The following is a 16515-nucleotide window of genomic DNA, read 5'->3' on the forward strand; positions in this document are numbered from 1 at the left end:
CCCGTCCAGCCGCTCGCCGGCCTTGCGCAACGCTGTCTCCTGGTGCGGCAACACCGGCAGCCCCTTGGCGCGCATCCGCTCGATATCGGCTACCGCACGGGCATAGCGCTCGATCCCCTGCACCTCCGCGGACTTACCGACGATCGCCGGCATCGACGCCTCGGGCATCCGCACCCTCTCCGTCACCGGCGTTGGCCGGAAGCCGGCGAACATGCCCCGCGCCTTGGGCGGTGAAGTTTGCACCGCCAGCTCGGGCAACCGGATCTCGCGCCGGTCCGCAAACGCCCGCACCGGATCACGACGCTCGGCAAGGTAATCGCCCGCCATGTCCTTGGACCGCTCGCGCGACAGCGTGCGCACCAGCCTGCCTTCGTCGGCAAAGTCGTCGCGCCCGTAATGCACCTGTACCCCGCCGCGGTGCCGCGACAGCCCGACATAGGCCGAATGGCGATCCATCCCCGGCGTCGCCAGCACATGGGTGGCGTCCACCGTCACCCCCTGCGACTTGTGGAAGGTGGCGGCATAGCCGTGATCGACATGGGCATAGTCTTTGAGGTCGAACGCCACCTGCCGGCCATCATCAAGACGGACGCTCATCCGCTCGGGCGACACCTGCTCCAGCGTGCCGAGCGTGCCGTTCTTTACCCCCATCCCGCGATCGTTGCGGAAGAACATCATCCGGTCGCCGGTCGCAAACTGGCGCTCGCCGCGCTCGGCCAACACCGTCACATCGGCGCCGAGCCCACCCCCGGCCCGGACATGTGCGCGGGCAAGCTGATTAAGGTCGTGCACCTCGGCATTGGTATGGGTGAGGATCATCCGCGTCGCATGCGGAGCCGCCTGTCGCTCACTATCCCAGCCCGTCATCAACGCCGCCCGTGCATCCTCCCGCGTTTCGGCCACATGGACCATGCCGTGGTCGCCGTAAGCGGCCAGCGCCTCCGCCGTCCGCCCGGTCGCCAGCGCACGTGTGGCATCCCGCTGCCAGTCCTCACGCTGCCGGCGTATCTCGGTGATCTCCACTGCACCGTGTTGCTCGCCAAGCGCCCGGAACGCCGCGCCCGCCTCGATCGCCTGCAACTGCTCAGGGTCACCGACCAGCACCACCTTGGCGCCAGCCTCGCGGGCATGGGATAGCACCCGCTCCATCTGCCGCGTGCCGATCATCCCGGCCTCGTCGACCACCAGCACGTCGCGCGAGGTCAGGTGCTCGCGCCCCTTGGCCCATTGGTATTCGAGGCTTGCGATCGTCCGCGATCCAATCCCCGACCCACCCTCCAGGTTTTCCGCCGCGATCCCCGACAGCGCCGCACCGCGCACAGTGTAGCCGGCCCCCTCCCATGCCTCGCGTGCAACGCCGAGCATTGCCGACTTGCCGCTGCCGGCATAGCCGACCACCGCCGACAGGTCGGCGCTGCCTGTGACGTGATCAAAGGCAGCGCGCTGTTCGCCCGATAGCACCATCCCACGGCTCGCCGCGGCTTCGATCGCTGCCTGGCCATGACGCACGCCTACGCCATGCCCATCACGTGCAGCCAGTGCACCTGCGCCCTGCTCCAGCCGCTCCTCCACCACAATCATCTCGCGACTGGTGAACCGTGCCTGCCCGCGTCCGTCTTCGCCCAATGCCACAAGCTCGGGGCTGGCGCGCACCGCCCCCATCACCGCATCGAACTGCTCCTTGCCATCCGAATGCCTGAACGCGAACGCCGCCAGATCACGCGTCGTAAATGTCGCCTGCCCACGCGTGATCGCATCCAACGCGACACTCGGATCAGCGATGATCTTCTCACCGTTTTCGCGTGCGATCCGGATGTGATCGTCGGCACGTTCGGCATCCTTGCCGCGCTCCTCACGGCGCATCCCCGCCGGGCCGATCTTGTGCTGCGGCTCCAGCGCGATTCCCTGCACCTCGTAGCTGCGGTGATCGATCCGCGCTTCCAGCCCCAGCTCCGCCATCCGTTCGTTGACATGCGCGGCCCATGCCTCACGCCAATGCTGCAATAGCGCGGTAGCGTTCCAGTCGCGCACCTTCTTGCCGAACCCGTCGCCGTCTACCTCGCGCATCGTCATCATGATATGCGCGTGCGGCTTGGGACTGCCGTCCTTGGCCTTGTCCCAATGCACGTTGAGATCGGCAACCATCCCGCGCTTGACGAACTGCTCCCGCACGAAGTCGCGAGCGAGTGAAACGCCCTGTTCCTTCGTCATCTCACGCGGGATTGAGAACTCAACCTCTCGGGCAAGCTGTGCGTCCTTGCGCTTCTCTCCTCTCTCGGCCTCGTTCCACAGGACTGTGCGATCCGACAGTCGCTCCGGCGCGCCTTCCGGTAACATGACCTCGGAGTGGATGACGCCGGCTTTGTTCGAGAAGTCGTGTACGCGCCCAAGGCGATCATCCTGCAACGCGGATGCAGAGCGATAGGCCGCAGCTGCAACGGCGCTGGAGCCATTACCTCTGCTGACCACCTTGGCGGAAAAATGATAGATCGCCATCGCGACTACTATCATGCACATCTTAGCGCACGTCGGCAACGACGTATAAGCGCGCACTCACGATCTGCTGTGCATCTCCTGATTGACCGGGCCGACCACGATGATCCGGGTTGCTCTTCCCGCTTCGTTTGTTAGCCTGGTGTCTTAGTCAATCGATGGAGGCACCATGCGCAAGGTGCGCGATTATGACGCTGAACTAAAAGCGCTCGGTGACAAGGCCAAGGCGTTGCGAACCCGCAAGGTTCAGCAGCTCGGCGAACTGGTTGTCGCAACCGGTGCGGATGCCTTCGATGCCGAGACACTGGCCGGTGTTCTGCTTGCCGCCATCGGGTCGAGTGATGCCGGCCGAAAGGAGGCGTGGCGTACCCGGGGCGCGGCCTTCTTTCAGGGACGCGGGCGCAAAGGTGCAAAGCGCACTGGCGGTGACGTTGCGAGCGCTAGCACGGACAGCACTGGCGATCCGGCGGGCTGAGGCTGGTCGACAGCGCAGCGATACGCGAGAGTGGATGGTGCAGCGACGCGAACGTACCCGTCATCTGATCGAGCTTGGCGGTCTGGTCCAAAAGGCTGGACTGGTCGATCTCGCCGACGACGATCGCGCGACCATCTACGGCGCGCTGCTGGAGCTGGTCGGCAAGGCGCAAAGTGATGATCTCAGTGCCACGCTTGCCCTCTGGAAGCGTCGTGGCAAGCGGGCGTTCGACACGGAAACGGAAGCAGGGAAGACGACGGCATGAACCGGCTGATCATGTCGGATCGTCGTCAGCGTGCTAGTCGCCGGCTTCGCGATCGGCACGATCACGTATACCCTGCACCTCGTCCACGTCGGGATCGTGTTCGATGACGCCCCAACTTGGATGATCGTCTATTAAATAGCGTTGAGCGCGCTCGATCCGCTCGCCACGGTGCTGCTCATCTGGCGCCGTCCGATCAGGCTGGCGCTCGGCCCGCCATCATCCAAGTGAGATCAGGATCAACAGCCACGCCCTCTACGGGTCTGGCCTGCCCCTTGGCTTTGTGTCTTTCGGCTCCAGACCTGTTCTGTGGCTTCTTGGAGGGCGCGGCCGGGTTATTGACGAACCGGCATGACCCACGGGAGGCACCCTTATGACGAAGGCACGCAAGGCTTACGGCGCTTGGATGAAGGCGGGGTTCGACATGTGGATGCTCGGCGCGGAGGCCAGCACGGTGATGGCGCTGCGCATGACCCGCATCGCAGTCGGCGGATCGGCCGGTGCCGAGGAAGCCGAACTGATGGTGACGGAGAAGGTCCGCGCCGCGATCGAGCTACAGACCCGCCTGATGAATGGCGGGCTGGGCGCGACTGCACTCAGCGGGACGCAAGCCACGCTGAAGTACTACCGGCGCAAGGTCGCCGCCAACAACAGGCGGCTGACTTGCAAGCCCCGGAAAGGTTGAGTCATGAACAATCCGGCCGCCGGCGCTGCCGCTATCATCTCCGTCTACAAACGGACGGTACCGTCTGGCTCGCCGCCCGCGGCGCCGACCTCATCAAAGCCTAATGGCTAGACCTGTTCATTCATCGAGTTCGTCGACATCGATCCAATCGCATTCCTATGGCTCGCCATGCGGAAGAATGAATGATGCCATTGGACGTTGAGGCGGTCAGGACGGAAGTTCTTCAGCCCCACCTTGCGGTCAGTCATCGCTCCTTCCTTTCGGGGTTAACAGAGGAATTGCCGCCCGCGGGCGCTTTTGACGCTCACGAGCCGAAAATACCTTTCCCATCGGTCGGCTCACAGCCTAACGGACCCGTCTCCCCCACCCGTGGCGGGACTGCACACCTAGCGGTGCATCATATTGGCACGTGCCAAGGGGCTTTCCGGCGCAAGCTGCGGGCACTACTTGTCATTTCGGGCGGCTCGGCCGCTGCTGTTGCGCGCTCCCAAAATTGTGCGGCAGCGGGGCGGCTTTATTCCCTTTTTGCCGCCCCCACCCGCAAATTTCAGCTTGTCGATTTCACGTGGTGCAGCGGGCTCTGCTGGCCCCGTGCAGGTGGCCATTGGCGGCGGTAACTATCGAGCGCGGTAGCGAGATTGGCATCCTGCTGCACACTGCCGCTCTTGCCGAAGCCGCGCTCTCGCCCGTTGGCATGAGTGCCAGCTTGGTCAATGCTCCCGAGGAAAGCGCGGCAATATGCTGATGGGTCGGCCCGCTGCGGCGGCCGAAAGGAGTCACGCAAGCTGGAGAAGGTTGGCGATTTCATCATCGGCTGCTCAAGAAGGTCGGGCAGGCTGCTCCGCTACGACGGTCCGGCGCATCTGCTGCCGATGGCACCTACCCGATCAGGAAGGGGCATCGGCACGACCATCCCGAATCTACTGCTGCTCGACCGCTCAGTGATCTACGTCAACCCCAAGGGCGAGAATGCCCGCGTCACAGCCCGCACGCTCAGCCGGAAGGGCAATGTGGGGTGCCTAGACCCTTTGGGGTCTCCCAAACCCCAGCGGCTCGCTACGACCCCTGGCGTGGCTCGATGCCACCTGCCCGGACTTGGGGAAGGACGCACAGACGATTGCCAGCGCGCCGGTCTACAGTGCCCGCTCCAGCCCCTTGGACAGGGAAGTAGTCGGGGTGCATGGTTAGCAGCGACTTCTCGTTGACGATGCCCTCGTAAACGCAGTTGGATAGGTTCAGCGTCATGCCGCGAGACTGTTTGGTGTCGGCGTGCGCGGCAGGTCGTTCAAGCCTGCTGCTTTATGCGGTTGAGGGTCGATGTCGCCCAAATCAGAATATCGACATTCCAGATCACCGCCATGCCACAATCGGGGATTGGCTAGATGCGCACTACGCCTCGTCGTCCAAGCTTCTATCCTCAATGGGCTTCAACTGCTTGGGCTTCTAGAACGAGGAGGATCCCTTTATGACCTTGCGCTGGTCGCGGGGCAGTAGGTCGCCAGCACCGGATGAACAGGTTGAACTCGGAAGTAGAATCGTGCGGCTCATGGCGCGAACCTAGTATGCCCGCGCTTGACCAGATACTGGCGGAGCAGGCGTTCCGTGATCACAGTGAGCGGTTCACCGCCCTCCTCGACGCTAAGCTGGCGCAACGTGCGGTGCATGTCCTCGGGGATATGGATCAACACCGGCTTCTTGCCAGGATGGCTGCCGCGTTTGGCTGGCGCTGACGTGTCTACATCGCGCCGCAATCGGTGCGGGGATGCCGACTGCTGGGGCATCCGGGCAGGCTCGACATCAGGTAGCTGTGTCGGTTCCTTAGGCTGATCATCGAAAATGCCGGCTAGCGCGGAAGGTTTCCTCGCCATCATGCCACCTCGCTTATTTGCTTAGTCGTATAACCGCTTAGTCGCTTAGCTTCGTCAAAGGCGCTTCGCAATTCGGCCGCCGCCTTGCTGTCTGGCTCTGTCTCAGCCGCCGTCCGCCCGAGCGGCGTCGCCTTGTAATAGTCCTTGCGGAAGTGGAGGCGGCTGTCGAACAGCGTCACGCCCTTTGCCGCGAAACCGGCATGTGCCTCCTGCCGCTCCCCGCCTTGGTGCGGCACCTGGGTCAAGATGACCGCAAAAGGCGTGCCCGCCTGTTGGACCTGCTTCACGGTCTGCAAGACCGAATGAACGTCCAACCCGCGCGGCGTGACAGGGATGATGACGAAATCCGCATGCTCTGCCGCGAGCATGGCGATATCCTTTGAGTTCGCTGGCGTGTCGATGATGATAAGGTCAATCTTGCCGCTGGCACGCCCGCGCGAGACATGGAGTGGCAAGCCGGCAACGCTGCTATCCTTCACCATCACATCGTCCATGTCGCGGCGTTCCGACCAGTAGAGCGCTGATCCCTGCCGGTCGTCGGCGTCAAGGATTACGACAGAAGCTCCTTCCCTCGCCGCCTCGACGGCGAACCCAGTGGAAAGGGTCGTCTTTGACTGCCCGCCTTTTTGCGCGATCACGGCCCAAACCTGCATGACAGCTACCCCACTAATACCCCACTAAGCGAATAAGCTACCTATAGCGCTTAACCGCTTAGTCGTAAAGTTATTTATCGTTTAGGCCGCGTGGACAAATTTGAGCCAGTATCTGGCAGTGGCGAGATGGACCATGCCGAGGAAGCTGTTGGCGAGCTGATCGTAGCGTGTGGCGATGGCGCGGTTGATCTTGAGGTGGCCGAACATACGCTCGATGCGGTTGCGCTGCTTGTAGAGTGTCCGGTCATGCTCGATCTTCACCCGTCGGTTTGACCGGCCGGGGATGACGGGTTCGATCTTCCGTTTAGCAAGGTCGGCACGGATAGCGTCGGCATCGTAGCCCTTGTCGGCGAGCAAGGCATTGGGTGCGCGTTCTGGCAGAACGATCAGGGCATCATAGGCCTTGCAGTCTGCCGCCTCGCCGCCCGTCAGATGGAAGGCGAGCGGTCGCCCGAGGGCGTCAGCCAGGCAGTGAAGCTTACTGGTGAACCCGCCCCGCGAGCGGCCAAGAGCGCGTCGATGAGTCCCCCTTTTCCGCCCGCTGCCGAGACGTGGGCGCGGACGGTGGTGCTGTCGATGCTGTAGTGGCCGGTGTCCGTCATGATCTCGGCCAACGTCACCGCCACGATCTCCCAGACCCCTGCTTCGCTCCACCGCCGGAACCGCCGATAGATGGTGTTCCAACTTCCGTATTTCGGCGGGACATCGCGCCACGGTGCCCCGCATCGCAGCCGCCACAATATGCCATTGATGATAGAGCGGTTCTGTTCGGGCGGCCTGCCTCGACCGCGCATTTTGCGCTCGATCGGCAGCAGATCCTTTAGAATGCGCCATTCCGTCTCAGTGAGATCGCCCCGGCTCACGCCTGCCTCCAAATGGCAGCGTTGAATCAACGGAAGGGTGCGGCGTCAATTGCACAACGGCGAAATGGGCGGCAAACAAACAAAATGGGAAAGCCGGTACCGACGAGATTCGGCGTTCTGCCCGAGAATGAGGCTGCTGCCGTCGCTCACCTTGCAGAGCGCGGCTACCCTCCCATCGCAATCGAGGAAGATGATGACGGCCTGACCGTCTTGATCTTGAAACCGCTACCTGACGACGAAATGCCCAAGCTGGTCCAAGCGTTGCCAATCCACTTGAACGCAAAGGTTGGTATCGTGATGGGCGATCGTCCGCCCTTTACGACACGCCCCAACGCATGAACTGAATTTGTCCACGCCGCCTAGCCATTATCGGGCTATCGAGCAGATCATAACTCAGCGTTCTATGATCTACGGCCAAGCAAAACGCCGTGCCGACCGGCTCTAGCTATTTGCGGGTAGTCCATACCGTGTAGCTGCACGCCTCGCACTCTCATTTGAACAGACACGCCACCTGTTTCTTCGGCCGCGTCAGCTCGCCGGCGGTGTTGAGACGAGCATGGGGCATAGCCTCGGATGCGGCTAAGATCGGCACGATCGTGGCAAGGCTCATTGTCAGACTTGATGACGTGTATGGCCTGACCAGACTAAGTCCGATCGCGACCCGTTTAAGCGCTTTCCTATGTCTGGTCGCGTGCACCAAATCCAGCTGGATGAAGATCTCGATGCCCATCATCTTGCCCTACCATTGGAATTGCTGAAGTTGATCGCGACTAATATGCGGGAGGGTAGGGGACATCCCGCGGTTCGAACAGCAGGGGTGAGGGGCAGCAGGAATCTGCCGGAGTGGTGTAGGCGCGGCGCAGCGAACTATGGCCCGGTTTATTGTCGTTGCAGGAGAAGGGGGGCGGTGCTTACTTCCCCTTTTGTCGAACGACGTCACGGGTTTATCGGAACGCAGCGAAATAGACCACAATTTCGCACGAACAACGCGAGCAGCCATCTTATAAGATTAATCGAATAAGCGAATAAGCGAATAAGCGAATAAGCTTTTGCTTTTGATGCTGTTTGGAAAATGCACTGTGTTTCTCAAATCTTAAACATGCCGTCATTCAGGAATATGCGGGCTTGGTTCAATCCATCGGCGCGATTGGTCACAACGATCCGCTTGGGTCCGGACCCAACCATCAGATAACCTGCTGATCATCAGTGATGTCGGGGCGTAGCAAAGGCTTTGGCCGAAAGCAGGCTATAGCTGGCGACCGCTGAGTGCGAGAGTGCGCCAAGCGTGTTTGAGCCAACGAAGCGAGGAGTTGGAAGCATGCTTTTTAAGAGACGAGCTTTGTCCTCACGATTTTAGCTGTGTCGTTTAAGAATTTTGCGCAGGTTCGATCTTGCGCGCGTGTGTGTGTTATATCTGGGTTAGAATCTGGGTTAAGGGTTTGAAAATGGCATTCAAACCCGCAGAAAATCGACACTTTCTTCACGGGTTGGAAACTGAAACCCCGAATCTCGGTAACTAAAACCCTGACCAGGGTCACTGATACCCCGAACATAATAGGCTGGTCACTGAAACCCCGAATCTAGCACTAGGTAACTAAAACCCCGAATTAGGATGGCCAGTAACTAAAACCCCGAAAGGCTTGACGGTGGTAACCGAAACCCCGAAAACAAAGGTATGGACACCGAAACCCCGAAGCTAGCCCCGCTGCTGCCGGAACGGCACCCGCAGCATGATCTTTTCATCTGTGACGTAGGTGATGCGGTCCTAAAGGATGTGATGCCGCAAATGGAGCATCCCTTTTATTCCCTAACTAAGAAGCCCGACACGTCCATTCGGCGGTATGAGCATAATGGACAGTGGATTGAAATCACGCCAAGCGTGAAGGGCCTCGCGACGATATATGATAAAGACATTCTGATCTACTGCATATCGCAAATTATGGCTAAACTTAAAAAGGGCGAGCCGGTGTCTAGGCGTGTCCGTATCAATAGTCGAGATCTTCTGATATTCGCTAACCGCGGAACGGCAGGGAAGGACTATGAAGCCCTCCGCGAAGCAATTGATCGGATACGTGGGACGACTATCTCAACCAACATACGAACCGGGAATGAAGAACAAACGGACATATTTGGTTTGATCGAGTCATCGTCGATCCGTCACAAAAACGGCCTCGATGGTCGCCTTATCTCGTGCGAAATCACTCTGTCCGATTGGGTGTTCAACGCAATCCGGTCCAACGAAGTGCTCACGCTACACCGTGACTATTTCAGGCTCCGCAAGCCGATCGAACGGCGGATATACGAGCTAGCTCGCAAGCATTGCGGCCAACAATCGAGCTTCAAAATCAGCCTCAATATCTTATGGAAAAAATCGGGGTCACAAAGTCCTGAAAAGCGGTTCCGCCAGATGGTGCGCGAGCTGGCCGCCAGCGATCACCTCCCCGATTATCTGGTGGCGTTCGATCCTGCCTCGGACATGGTAACGTTCACCAACCGAGGGACCATGAAGGCGTCGCCGGCAGTCGCCGAAATGACGGAACCCTGGACCGGCCGCCTCGATCCCGACGTGTACGGCGATGCGCGCAACGCTGCGCCTGCTTGGGACGTGCATTATCTCGAACACGAGTGGCGTGCATGGGTAGGCGAGACGGAGATTGAGCCGCGCAATCCTGAGCGTCATTTCGTCAAATTTTGCCAGAGTTGGTTCGAGAAGCGCGGTCGGCCGAGCTGATCGCGGTGCCAACAGGTCATCTCGCACGCCGGTAGCAGGTAAACCGACCGCCGCCTGTTTGTCCACCATCTAGGCGCCGAGAAAGGCGGACACGGTCTGCGGGATGACCTCACCTGGTGCCAGCATCCGGCCGGGGTAGCGCAGCGAGCATAGTTGCAGCGCGAAGCCGATCCGGTTCAACACCGCGATCGCGAGGTCCGGGAACGACTCCGGAAAGTCCAGCAGGCGCGTTCTGCCGCTATGGCAAGCCGCACATGCCAGACCCGGTCATTGGGTCCTGTGGCCGTGCTGCGAAACTCATCGTGCGTGAAGAACGCCGCAGGGTCGGCTGCACGAAGCAGCGTCATGACACGGTGTGGATCAAGCGCACCAAGCGCCACGGTCCGCTCGGTCGTAAGATCAGGGAAATCGCCGCAACCGCCGGACACCCTGACATCGACGAGGTCGCTAATCCACTACGATCTCGATACTGTCACACCTGCCTCGCCGCATCATTGAGACGCCCCCTTCGGCCGGCTGCCAGCCCTTGCGCATGGCGCTCCACGCCACCTGTACCGCATTGGCAAGATGGGCGCGTTCGATGCGGTAGCTGGGATCGTCACCGTGAAGGATGGTGAGTTGCGCGAGCGCCTCGTCGAACACCGTTTCACCGACTGCGACACGGACGGCGGGCAGCCAGCGCGGCGAGACATGGGGATGGGGATGGGGATGGGGACCGAGCCACCAGCTTCGGGCCTCCTGATCTTCTTCCTAAAATATATCTCAGAAACACTGCTGCCATGCAGCGGAGCGATTTTGATTCAAGAGATTCTGATTCAGGACGCGCAAAGCCGCAGAAATCCGTGAGTCGTGGACCTCCATCCTGACGGCTTGGGGGAAGAAGCCTGACGGGATGGGCCAGCAACCTGTCGAATTGGGGGAAGTAGCCTGACTGGCTGGGGGCATCCTGACGGCTTGGGGGAAGAAGCCTGACGGGATGGGGGCAGCAACCTGTCGAATTGGGGGAAATAACCTGACTGTTTGGGGGCATCCTGACCTCTTGGGGGCCTTCGCGGCGCGCGCTATCCTGACCTGACTTGGCCGGCGAACCTCGGTCAGGTCAGGATAGATTCAGAGGCGAGGAGAGCACCTGATGACGATGGTCGAGATCGCGGAAGTCAACGATGCGGAAGAAGCAGCGATTGTTGGGCACGCCATGAAAGTGGCCTCCGCCCTGTCTGCGCGCCACACCGACGAGTTCGCCAAGCCCGGCAATCTAGTTGAGGTGCGATTCGTCACCCGCCACAGCCTGACCCCCAGCTCGCCAGCGTCGCAAGGCGCCAACGACACGTCCTGCCGGGACGTAGGCTGATCCATTCCGCGACGTTCGTTGCACTAGACGCCCCAGCGCGATCGAGTGCGCCACAAACATAGGAAGGGTTATCCGCGAAGCCCCATCATGCGGCGGCCTATGCCGACCGCGAAGACGACAAGTTTCCGGCAACGACATCTCACATAAGCCTTGCAACCAGTGCGATTAGACGACGAAGGTTGATCGAGAACGACGGTGCATCCCGCAAAGTCAGATTAGGGCCACCGGGGGCGGACATTCCCAGATTCTGTTCCCGATTGCCTTTTCCCGAAATTGCGCCGGATCCACGGGGAAACGGGACGCTTGAACCTGTCGGAAAACACATGATTGTCGACATCCTTGCCAACATACCTGCTCGCATAGCTTCTTGCTCTCCTAAAGCATGCGACAAACCCTGTCGGTTTGGTGTAGTGTGCGACAACGTACTTTCTGGGGTTTGTCGTACATGCTGGTTGGGTACATGCGGGTGTCGTCAGCCGACGACCGCCAGACGGTTGATCTGCAACGCGACGCGCTCCTGGCGGCAGGTGTCGATGCAAGGCACATCTACACTGACAAGGCGTCCGGCACGCGCGATGATCGGGCCGGCCTCAAAGCGTGCCTGGCCTACCTGGATGAGGGTGACACCCTCGTTGTCTGGAAGCTGGATCGGCTCGGGCGGTCGCTGCCGCACCTCCTGTCGATCATCGCAGACTTCAAAACACGTGGCATCGCTTTCCGCTCGCTTACCGAGCAGATGGATACCGCCACACCGCATGGCGAGCTGCTATTCTCCCTGTTCGGCGCGCTGGCACAATACGAGCGCGCCCTGACGCGTGAGCGGGTGATGGCGGGCCTTGCTGCTGCAAAGCGTCGAGGGCGCCAAGGCGGGAGGCCGCCAGCGATCGATGCCGAAAAGATGGAGGCGATCAACGCGGCGCTGGCGGGCGGCGCCAGCAAGGCGGCAGTGTGCCGAAATTTCGGCATCGCTCGATCTACCCTGATTGGCAGCCTCAGGCGTGTCGGATGGACCGCCCTCGACAAGCCTTAGTCACATGCTAAGCTAATAAGCTAATAAGCTAATAAGCTGCGTTACTGAGCACTGATATCTCATGAATTTTACACAAGCCGCGCATCCACTAACAATAATGGCAATGCGGAAGCGGGAAGCGATCAAATGGCATGGCCACGACCTTCTCGAGTGCGACCAAAGCAGCCAGGGTCGCTGGTAACACCAAGATAAAAATCTGTATGTCAAGATTGAGCAGCTGGCGGCTGAGCGGAATTTTTCGAAGGAGCTGGTGTGATGCGCATCGCGCATTGTCTGCACATGATCGAAGGGGAACACACGCACCTGTTAGGTACGGAGTATCGCCCGCTGGTGTCGATCAGCACTTCTCATTTTATTATGCGCCAGTGCCAACGGCAACGGAAAAGCTTTAGCTAATGCCATTGATCGGCACCTCGTTACTCGGCGGTCACATATTCTACTCATGATTGCCCCGGAAGCGGGGATGGATTTTTTTTTCTAGAAAGCGCAGAATAATCAGGTTTCGAGACCCCGCTCTTGGTATGTGGCCGATTAACATCGGACTCACCAAGGTTCATAAGTAAAGAGTACAATATGAAAGCTATTGAAAAAAGTGTCTGGCCAGACTTCACCGATGAGGAAGCGATAGCTGTAGCGGATGTCGTTCGGTCAAACCGGGTGAACTACTGGACCGGAGGGGTTGGGCGTTCGTTCGAAGAAGAGTTCGCCGAGTGGACTGGCACTTCTCATGCCGTGGCACTTGCGAACGGCACACTTGCACTCGACGTAGCGCTAAAGGCGCTACAGATTGGTCCTGGTGATGAAGTAATTGTTACTCCACGTACCTTTATAGCTTCCATATCTTGTGTAGTAACCGCTGGAGCAGTGCCGGTTTTCGCCGACGTCGATCGCGATAGTGGCAACATCAGCCCGGCTACCATTGCGCCTTGTATTACCGAGCGCACTCGTGCCGTGATCCCGGTTCACCTAGCTGGTTGGCCGTGCGACATGGATGGGATCATGAACTTGGCCGCTCAGCACGATCTAGCGGTGATTGAAGATTGCGCGCAAGCACACGGTGCGATGGTTGGGGACCGAAGGGTAGGCAGTATCGGCCATATCGGCGCTTGGTCTTTCTGTCAGGATAAGATTATGACCACCGGAGGCGAAGGTGGCATGGTCACGACGAATGATAAGGCCCTGTGGTCGATGATGTGGTCGTTCAAGGATCACGGCAAGAGCTGGGAAGCGGTTTATCAGCGTGAACATGCGCCGGGCTTCCGCTGGGTACACGAAAGCTTCGGCACGAACTGGCGCATGCTAGAGGTGCAGGCTGCGATCGGTCGCATCCAGTTGGGCCGCATCGCGGAGTGGACCCGACGCCGCACGGAGATCGCGACGCGCCTTTCTGATGCGCTAGCGCGCCATCCGGACGTGGTGCGTGTTCCCGCCCCGGCGGCGGGTCTGCGTCACGCTTATTATCGCCTGTACGGCTATGTCCGCCCCGAGGGGTTGGCTGGCGACTGGTCGCGTGATCGGATCGTCGCCACACTGAACGAAGCGGGCGTACAGGTGCTGCATGGCACCTGCCCCGAGGTTTATCTGGAAAAGGCGTTCGACGGCACGCCCTATCGCCCGGAGGCGCGTCTGCCGAATGCGCGCGAGCTGGGTGAAACCAGCCTCATGTTCCTGACCCACCCGACTATGAGCAACGCCGAGCTTGACTGTGCGGTCGAGGCGATTGACCGGGTGCTGGGCGCCGCGGCGCGCTGAACCCGGCGCGGTTTCGATGGCGAGTGCGCTTGGTGCGTCACACGATGTCGAAATCTGTCAGCGGCAGTTAACCACCAGTCTTGGGCTGATTGCCGGTGAAGGGACTCATCGTTACTTCCCCTTCGCCGGTGATCCCATCACGTATCAATACCTTGCGAACTGTCATCCACAGGATGCGCAGATCGAGCGCAAAGGTACGATTGTCGACATACCAGGTGTCGAGCACGAATTTGCTGGTCCAATCCAACGAATTGCGCCCGTTGACCTGCGCCCAACCCGTTAGTCCCGGGCGGACGAGATGCCGGCGAGCCTGTTCCTCGGAATAGAGCGGGAGATATTGCATCAGCAGCGGACGCGGACCGACCAAGCTCATGTCGCCGCGGATCACGTTCAGCAGCCCAGGCAGCTCGTCGAGGCTGGTCGAGCGCAGCAGCCGGCCGAACGACGTCAAACGCAGGTGATCCGGCAACGGACGGTCCTGCTCGTCCTGCGCGTCCAACATGGTGCGAAACTTGAACATGGTGAAAGGCCGGCCGTGCCGCCCAGGACGAACTTGCCGGAAAAGAACGGGGCGGCCCAGCTTCGTGGCCACTAGCACGGCCACGACGATCAGCACGGGGCTGAACAGGGTCAAGGCGGCCAAAGCCGCGACCAGATCAAAAGCGCGCTTCACGTTCGTGCCTTCCAACGTTTATAATTGGTCCGGATAAAGGCCAGACATCGACCCAAAAATCACTATTACGCCGTCTGTCAGCGGCGTGTCCCCTGGGTCGGGCGGCGCACCTGCTCACCCGCCGTGATATGTGGTGCCGTGCCGCTGGTAGACGGGCGATAGCTGCGCTCGAGGCGGTTGTTAATCCTGGATTGGATGCGATTCTCGATGCGGTTGCCGATGCGCGCCATCGGCTTGATCCCTGCTTCTCGTGCGGTCTGCTCCAAACTTTGCCGCTGGCCGGCGACCACCGGATTGGCTGGAGGCGTGGTCACCGGCGGCAGCGTCTCCGCTTGCGGATCCGATAAACTATCCTGTGCGGCGACGGGCACCGCGATCACCAGCGCGAGAAGACATGCAAGAAAGCGCATCATGCTGACATCCATCAAGCAGCGCCGGCCCATCGCCGGCTGGGACAAACTAATGGTCGCACGCGAGGAATACGATGCGGAAGGACGGGTAAGAATCGATTAGGGTCGCACCGGCGCCGGGCGTACGCGGGCCTCTGTCACCTGCCCGGCTACCCCTCCCAGCCGCTCGGAGGGGCGCACTACCAGCGCGAGAACCTGGATTGGGCATCCCGACGGTACACGAATACTTCCAGCAAACCGCTTGCCCGTTGGCGCCACATCAAGCCGCCCCAATTCGGATCCACTGGCGCACGACAGCACCCAATAAGGCGGAGGAGTATCGGCCTGTTCGACACTGGCTACGCCTTCGATCACATAATCGCCCGGCAACAGGACCTGCGTTTGGCGTAGGACCGCGCCCCCCTTGCCGGGAGAAGCGGCAAAGTCGAACCGGCCGCCCGCATCCGATGGTTCCAATGTGGCAGTCAGGTTGGGATCGTCCACCGGGATCCAGTCGAACCGGGCCGGCGCAACGCGACGGGCGGTAAAGCGAGGATCCCGTGATTTGCGACGCTCGATGCCAGGATATAGGGAGGTATAATATCGCCAGGCGGCTTCCGCATCGCCGCGCGTCAGCAAGGCGTCGACAACGCGTGCGCTTGCCGACGCGGGCACCGAAATGCCGGCGTCGCGCATGCCGTTCAGCAAGGCGACCGTCGCTTGCGGATCGGGACTGACGGCCGCAGCATGGATGACGAAATCACCTCCCCAAGGCGGTTGCCTTGCCAACATCCGCACCAGTTCCCGCCGCACCGACGGTTCCTCGATGGCGCTGGCGAGCACCGGAAACAGAAGGTCCGGCGCCTCACGAGCAGTGCGCAGCGCCAGATCATATTGTTTGAGCGCTTCCGGAATGTTGCCGCGTGCCACAGCATCTTCGATCGCCCACAATTGCGTGCGCAAGTCTCGACGGGTCAACTTTTGCGCATAGGCGAAAGCTCGCCTTGCGGCAGCCGTATCGCCGCGTATTTGCGCATTCAGTCCCAGTGTCGACAATGCGGGAACCGTCACCGGATCACGCCGCAGGGCCGCTCGCGCCAGCGCATCGGCGCGGGCGCGGTCCTGCCGCGTTGCTTCCGGTCCGGACAGGTTGCTGGCGAATGCGGCGGCGATCTGCCCATCACCGGGTGCCAGCTGATATGCCCTTTCGGGTGACGAACTGCGAAGGGCATTAGCCAGCGAATGGCTGATCGCGCCATAGCCGAGCCAAGCGGCGCTCACCGCCAGCAC

Annotated in this window: 20 protein-coding genes; 11 read left to right on the forward strand and 9 right to left on the reverse strand. The window is 60.6% G+C overall.

Translation table 11 applies throughout. The features are described 5' to 3' along the window. On the reverse strand, positions 1–2496 hold a 2496-nt coding region (gene traA, locus OXR08_RS13565), incomplete at its 3' end, for a Ti-type conjugative transfer relaxase TraA (protein WP_267350651.1). A 166-nt stretch (positions 2497–2662) separates the two neighbouring features. Between traA and OXR08_RS13570 the strand changes: the two genes are divergently transcribed. From OXR08_RS13570 to OXR08_RS13580, 3 genes are all read left to right on the forward strand, one after another. Next, a complete protein-coding gene (locus tag OXR08_RS13570; protein ID WP_267350585.1) occupies positions 2663–2968 on the forward strand; it encodes a conjugal transfer protein TraD in 306 nt (101 codons plus the stop codon). A gap of 37 nt (positions 2969–3005) precedes the next feature. Further along, positions 3006–3233, forward strand: coding sequence for a conjugal transfer protein TraD (locus tag OXR08_RS13575; protein ID WP_267350654.1), 228 nt, complete (start codon positions 3006–3008; stop codon positions 3231–3233). A 370-nt stretch (positions 3234–3603) separates the two neighbouring features. Next, positions 3604–3915 carry a hypothetical protein gene (locus OXR08_RS13580; protein ID WP_267350587.1) on the forward strand — a complete coding sequence of 104 codons (312 nt, stop codon included), beginning with the start codon at positions 3604–3606 and terminating at the stop codon, positions 3913–3915. Between the two features lie 107 nt (positions 3916–4022). Here the strand turns inward: OXR08_RS13580 and OXR08_RS13585 are convergent, their stop codons facing one another. Further along, complete coding sequence (locus OXR08_RS13585) at positions 4023–4163, reverse strand: hypothetical protein (protein ID WP_267350589.1); 141 nt, start codon at positions 4161–4163, stop codon at positions 4023–4025. 624 nt (positions 4164–4787) lie between these two features. Here OXR08_RS13585 and OXR08_RS13590 point away from each other — a divergent pair. Next, a complete protein-coding gene (locus tag OXR08_RS13590; RefSeq protein WP_267350656.1) occupies positions 4788–5120 on the forward strand; it encodes a type IV secretory system conjugative DNA transfer family protein in 333 nt (110 codons plus the stop codon). Between the two features lie 357 nt (positions 5121–5477). Continuing rightward, complete coding sequence (locus OXR08_RS13595) at positions 5478–5645, forward strand: hypothetical protein (RefSeq protein ID WP_267350591.1); 168 nt, start codon at positions 5478–5480, stop codon at positions 5643–5645. 137 nt (positions 5646–5782) lie between these two features. Here the strand turns inward: OXR08_RS13595 and OXR08_RS13600 are convergent, their stop codons facing one another. Both OXR08_RS13600 and OXR08_RS13605 read right to left on the reverse strand, forming a co-directional pair. After that, positions 5783–6436 carry a ParA family protein gene (locus tag OXR08_RS13600; RefSeq protein WP_267350593.1) on the reverse strand — a complete coding sequence of 218 codons (654 nt, stop codon included), beginning with the start codon at positions 6434–6436 and terminating at the stop codon, positions 5783–5785. A gap of 81 nt (positions 6437–6517) precedes the next feature. Then, a protein-coding gene (locus tag OXR08_RS13605; RefSeq protein WP_267350595.1) for an IS5 family transposase occupies positions 6518–7299 on the reverse strand; the annotation gives its coding sequence in 2 pieces (ribosomal slippage) (positions 6518–6960 and positions 6960–7299; 783 coding nt in all). A gap of 12 nt (positions 7300–7311) precedes the next feature. On the opposite strand from OXR08_RS13605, the gene OXR08_RS13610 reads away from it, so the two are divergent. Next, positions 7312–7638, forward strand: coding sequence for a hypothetical protein (locus OXR08_RS13610; protein WP_267350597.1), 327 nt, complete (start codon positions 7312–7314; stop codon positions 7636–7638). A 151-nt stretch (positions 7639–7789) separates the two neighbouring features. On the opposite strand, the gene OXR08_RS13615 is transcribed toward OXR08_RS13610, so the two are convergent. Continuing rightward, positions 7790–8032 (reverse strand): hypothetical protein, encoded by a 243-nt coding sequence (locus OXR08_RS13615; RefSeq protein WP_267350599.1) that lies wholly within the window; start codon positions 8030–8032, stop codon positions 7790–7792. Positions 8033–8974: 942 nt separating this feature from the next. On the opposite strand from OXR08_RS13615, the gene OXR08_RS13620 reads away from it, so the two are divergent. Continuing rightward, positions 8975–10030 (forward strand): replication initiator protein A, encoded by a 1056-nt coding sequence (locus OXR08_RS13620; RefSeq protein ID WP_267350601.1) that lies wholly within the window; start codon positions 8975–8977, stop codon positions 10028–10030. Positions 10031–10099: 69 nt separating this feature from the next. Here the strand turns inward: OXR08_RS13620 and OXR08_RS13625 are convergent, their stop codons facing one another. Beyond that, positions 10100–10213 carry a DUF4158 domain-containing protein gene (locus OXR08_RS13625; RefSeq protein ID WP_267350603.1) on the reverse strand — a complete coding sequence of 38 codons (114 nt, stop codon included), beginning with the start codon at positions 10211–10213 and terminating at the stop codon, positions 10100–10102. Positions 10214–10597: 384 nt separating this feature from the next. Between OXR08_RS13625 and OXR08_RS13630 the strand changes: the two genes are divergently transcribed. From OXR08_RS13630 to OXR08_RS13645, 4 genes are all read left to right on the forward strand, one after another. Further along, positions 10598–10876, forward strand: coding sequence for a hypothetical protein (locus OXR08_RS13630; protein ID WP_267350605.1), 279 nt, complete (start codon positions 10598–10600; stop codon positions 10874–10876). A gap of 286 nt (positions 10877–11162) precedes the next feature. Continuing rightward, positions 11163–11381: a hypothetical protein gene (locus OXR08_RS13635; RefSeq protein WP_267350607.1), complete on the forward strand. Its 219-nt coding sequence runs from the start codon at positions 11163–11165 to the stop codon at positions 11379–11381. Between the two features lie 445 nt (positions 11382–11826). After that, complete coding sequence (locus OXR08_RS13640) at positions 11827–12411, forward strand: recombinase family protein (RefSeq protein ID WP_267350609.1); 585 nt, start codon at positions 11827–11829, stop codon at positions 12409–12411. 573 nt (positions 12412–12984) lie between these two features. Further along, a complete protein-coding gene (locus OXR08_RS13645) occupies positions 12985–14163 on the forward strand; it encodes a DegT/DnrJ/EryC1/StrS aminotransferase family protein (protein WP_267350611.1) in 1179 nt (392 codons plus the stop codon). Between the two features lie 67 nt (positions 14164–14230). Here OXR08_RS13645 and OXR08_RS13650 read toward each other — a convergent pair whose 3' ends face one another. The 3 genes from OXR08_RS13650 to OXR08_RS13660 form a co-directional block, all read right to left on the reverse strand. Then, a complete protein-coding gene (locus OXR08_RS13650; RefSeq protein ID WP_346731911.1) occupies positions 14231–14836 on the reverse strand; it encodes a sugar transferase in 606 nt (201 codons plus the stop codon). A 77-nt stretch (positions 14837–14913) separates the two neighbouring features. Beyond that, the gene (locus tag OXR08_RS13655; protein ID WP_267350615.1) at positions 14914–15249 is read right to left on the reverse strand and encodes a hypothetical protein; all 336 of its coding nucleotides are present in this window, start codon (positions 15247–15249) and stop codon (positions 14914–14916) included. Between the two features lie 96 nt (positions 15250–15345). Then, complete coding sequence (locus tag OXR08_RS13660) at positions 15346–16506, reverse strand: hypothetical protein (RefSeq protein ID WP_267350618.1); 1161 nt, start codon at positions 16504–16506, stop codon at positions 15346–15348. Between the last annotated feature and the right edge of the window lie 9 nt (positions 16507–16515).

The organism is Sphingomonas sp. GM_Shp_2 (assembly GCF_026540875.1).
GTDB classification, from domain to species: Bacteria; Pseudomonadota; Alphaproteobacteria; order Sphingomonadales; family Sphingomonadaceae; genus Sphingomonas; species Sphingomonas carotinifaciens.

Excerpts from the sequence above, each read along its gene's own strand:
- OXR08_RS13570 (WP_267350585.1), top strand. The coding sequence starts at position 2,663 with ATGCGCAAGGTGCGCGATTATGACGCTGAACTAAAAGCGCTCGGTGAC.
- OXR08_RS13580 (WP_267350587.1), top strand. The coding sequence starts at position 3,604 with ATGACGAAGGCACGCAAGGCTTACGGCGCTTGGATGAAGGCGGGGTTC.
- OXR08_RS13585 (WP_267350589.1), bottom strand. The coding sequence starts at position 4,163 with ATGACTGACCGCAAGGTGGGGCTGAAGAACTTCCGTCCTGACCGCCTC.
- OXR08_RS13590 (WP_267350656.1), top strand. The coding sequence starts at position 4,788 with ATGGCACCTACCCGATCAGGAAGGGGCATCGGCACGACCATCCCGAAT.
- OXR08_RS13595 (WP_267350591.1), top strand. The coding sequence starts at position 5,478 with ATGCCCGCGCTTGACCAGATACTGGCGGAGCAGGCGTTCCGTGATCAC.
- OXR08_RS13600 (WP_267350593.1), bottom strand. The coding sequence starts at position 6,436 with ATGCAGGTTTGGGCCGTGATCGCGCAAAAAGGCGGGCAGTCAAAGACG.
- OXR08_RS13610 (WP_267350597.1), top strand. The coding sequence starts at position 7,312 with ATGGCAGCGTTGAATCAACGGAAGGGTGCGGCGTCAATTGCACAACGG.
- OXR08_RS13615 (WP_267350599.1), bottom strand. The coding sequence starts at position 8,032 with ATGATGGGCATCGAGATCTTCATCCAGCTGGATTTGGTGCACGCGACC.
- OXR08_RS13620 (WP_267350601.1), top strand. The coding sequence starts at position 8,975 with ATGGACACCGAAACCCCGAAGCTAGCCCCGCTGCTGCCGGAACGGCAC.
- OXR08_RS13630 (WP_267350605.1), top strand. The coding sequence starts at position 10,598 with ATGGGCGCGTTCGATGCGGTAGCTGGGATCGTCACCGTGAAGGATGGT.
- OXR08_RS13635 (WP_267350607.1), top strand. The coding sequence starts at position 11,163 with ATGACGATGGTCGAGATCGCGGAAGTCAACGATGCGGAAGAAGCAGCG.
- OXR08_RS13640 (WP_267350609.1), top strand. The coding sequence starts at position 11,827 with ATGCTGGTTGGGTACATGCGGGTGTCGTCAGCCGACGACCGCCAGACG.
- OXR08_RS13645 (WP_267350611.1), top strand. The coding sequence starts at position 12,985 with ATGAAAGCTATTGAAAAAAGTGTCTGGCCAGACTTCACCGATGAGGAA.
- OXR08_RS13655 (WP_267350615.1), bottom strand. The coding sequence starts at position 15,249 with ATGATGCGCTTTCTTGCATGTCTTCTCGCGCTGGTGATCGCGGTGCCC.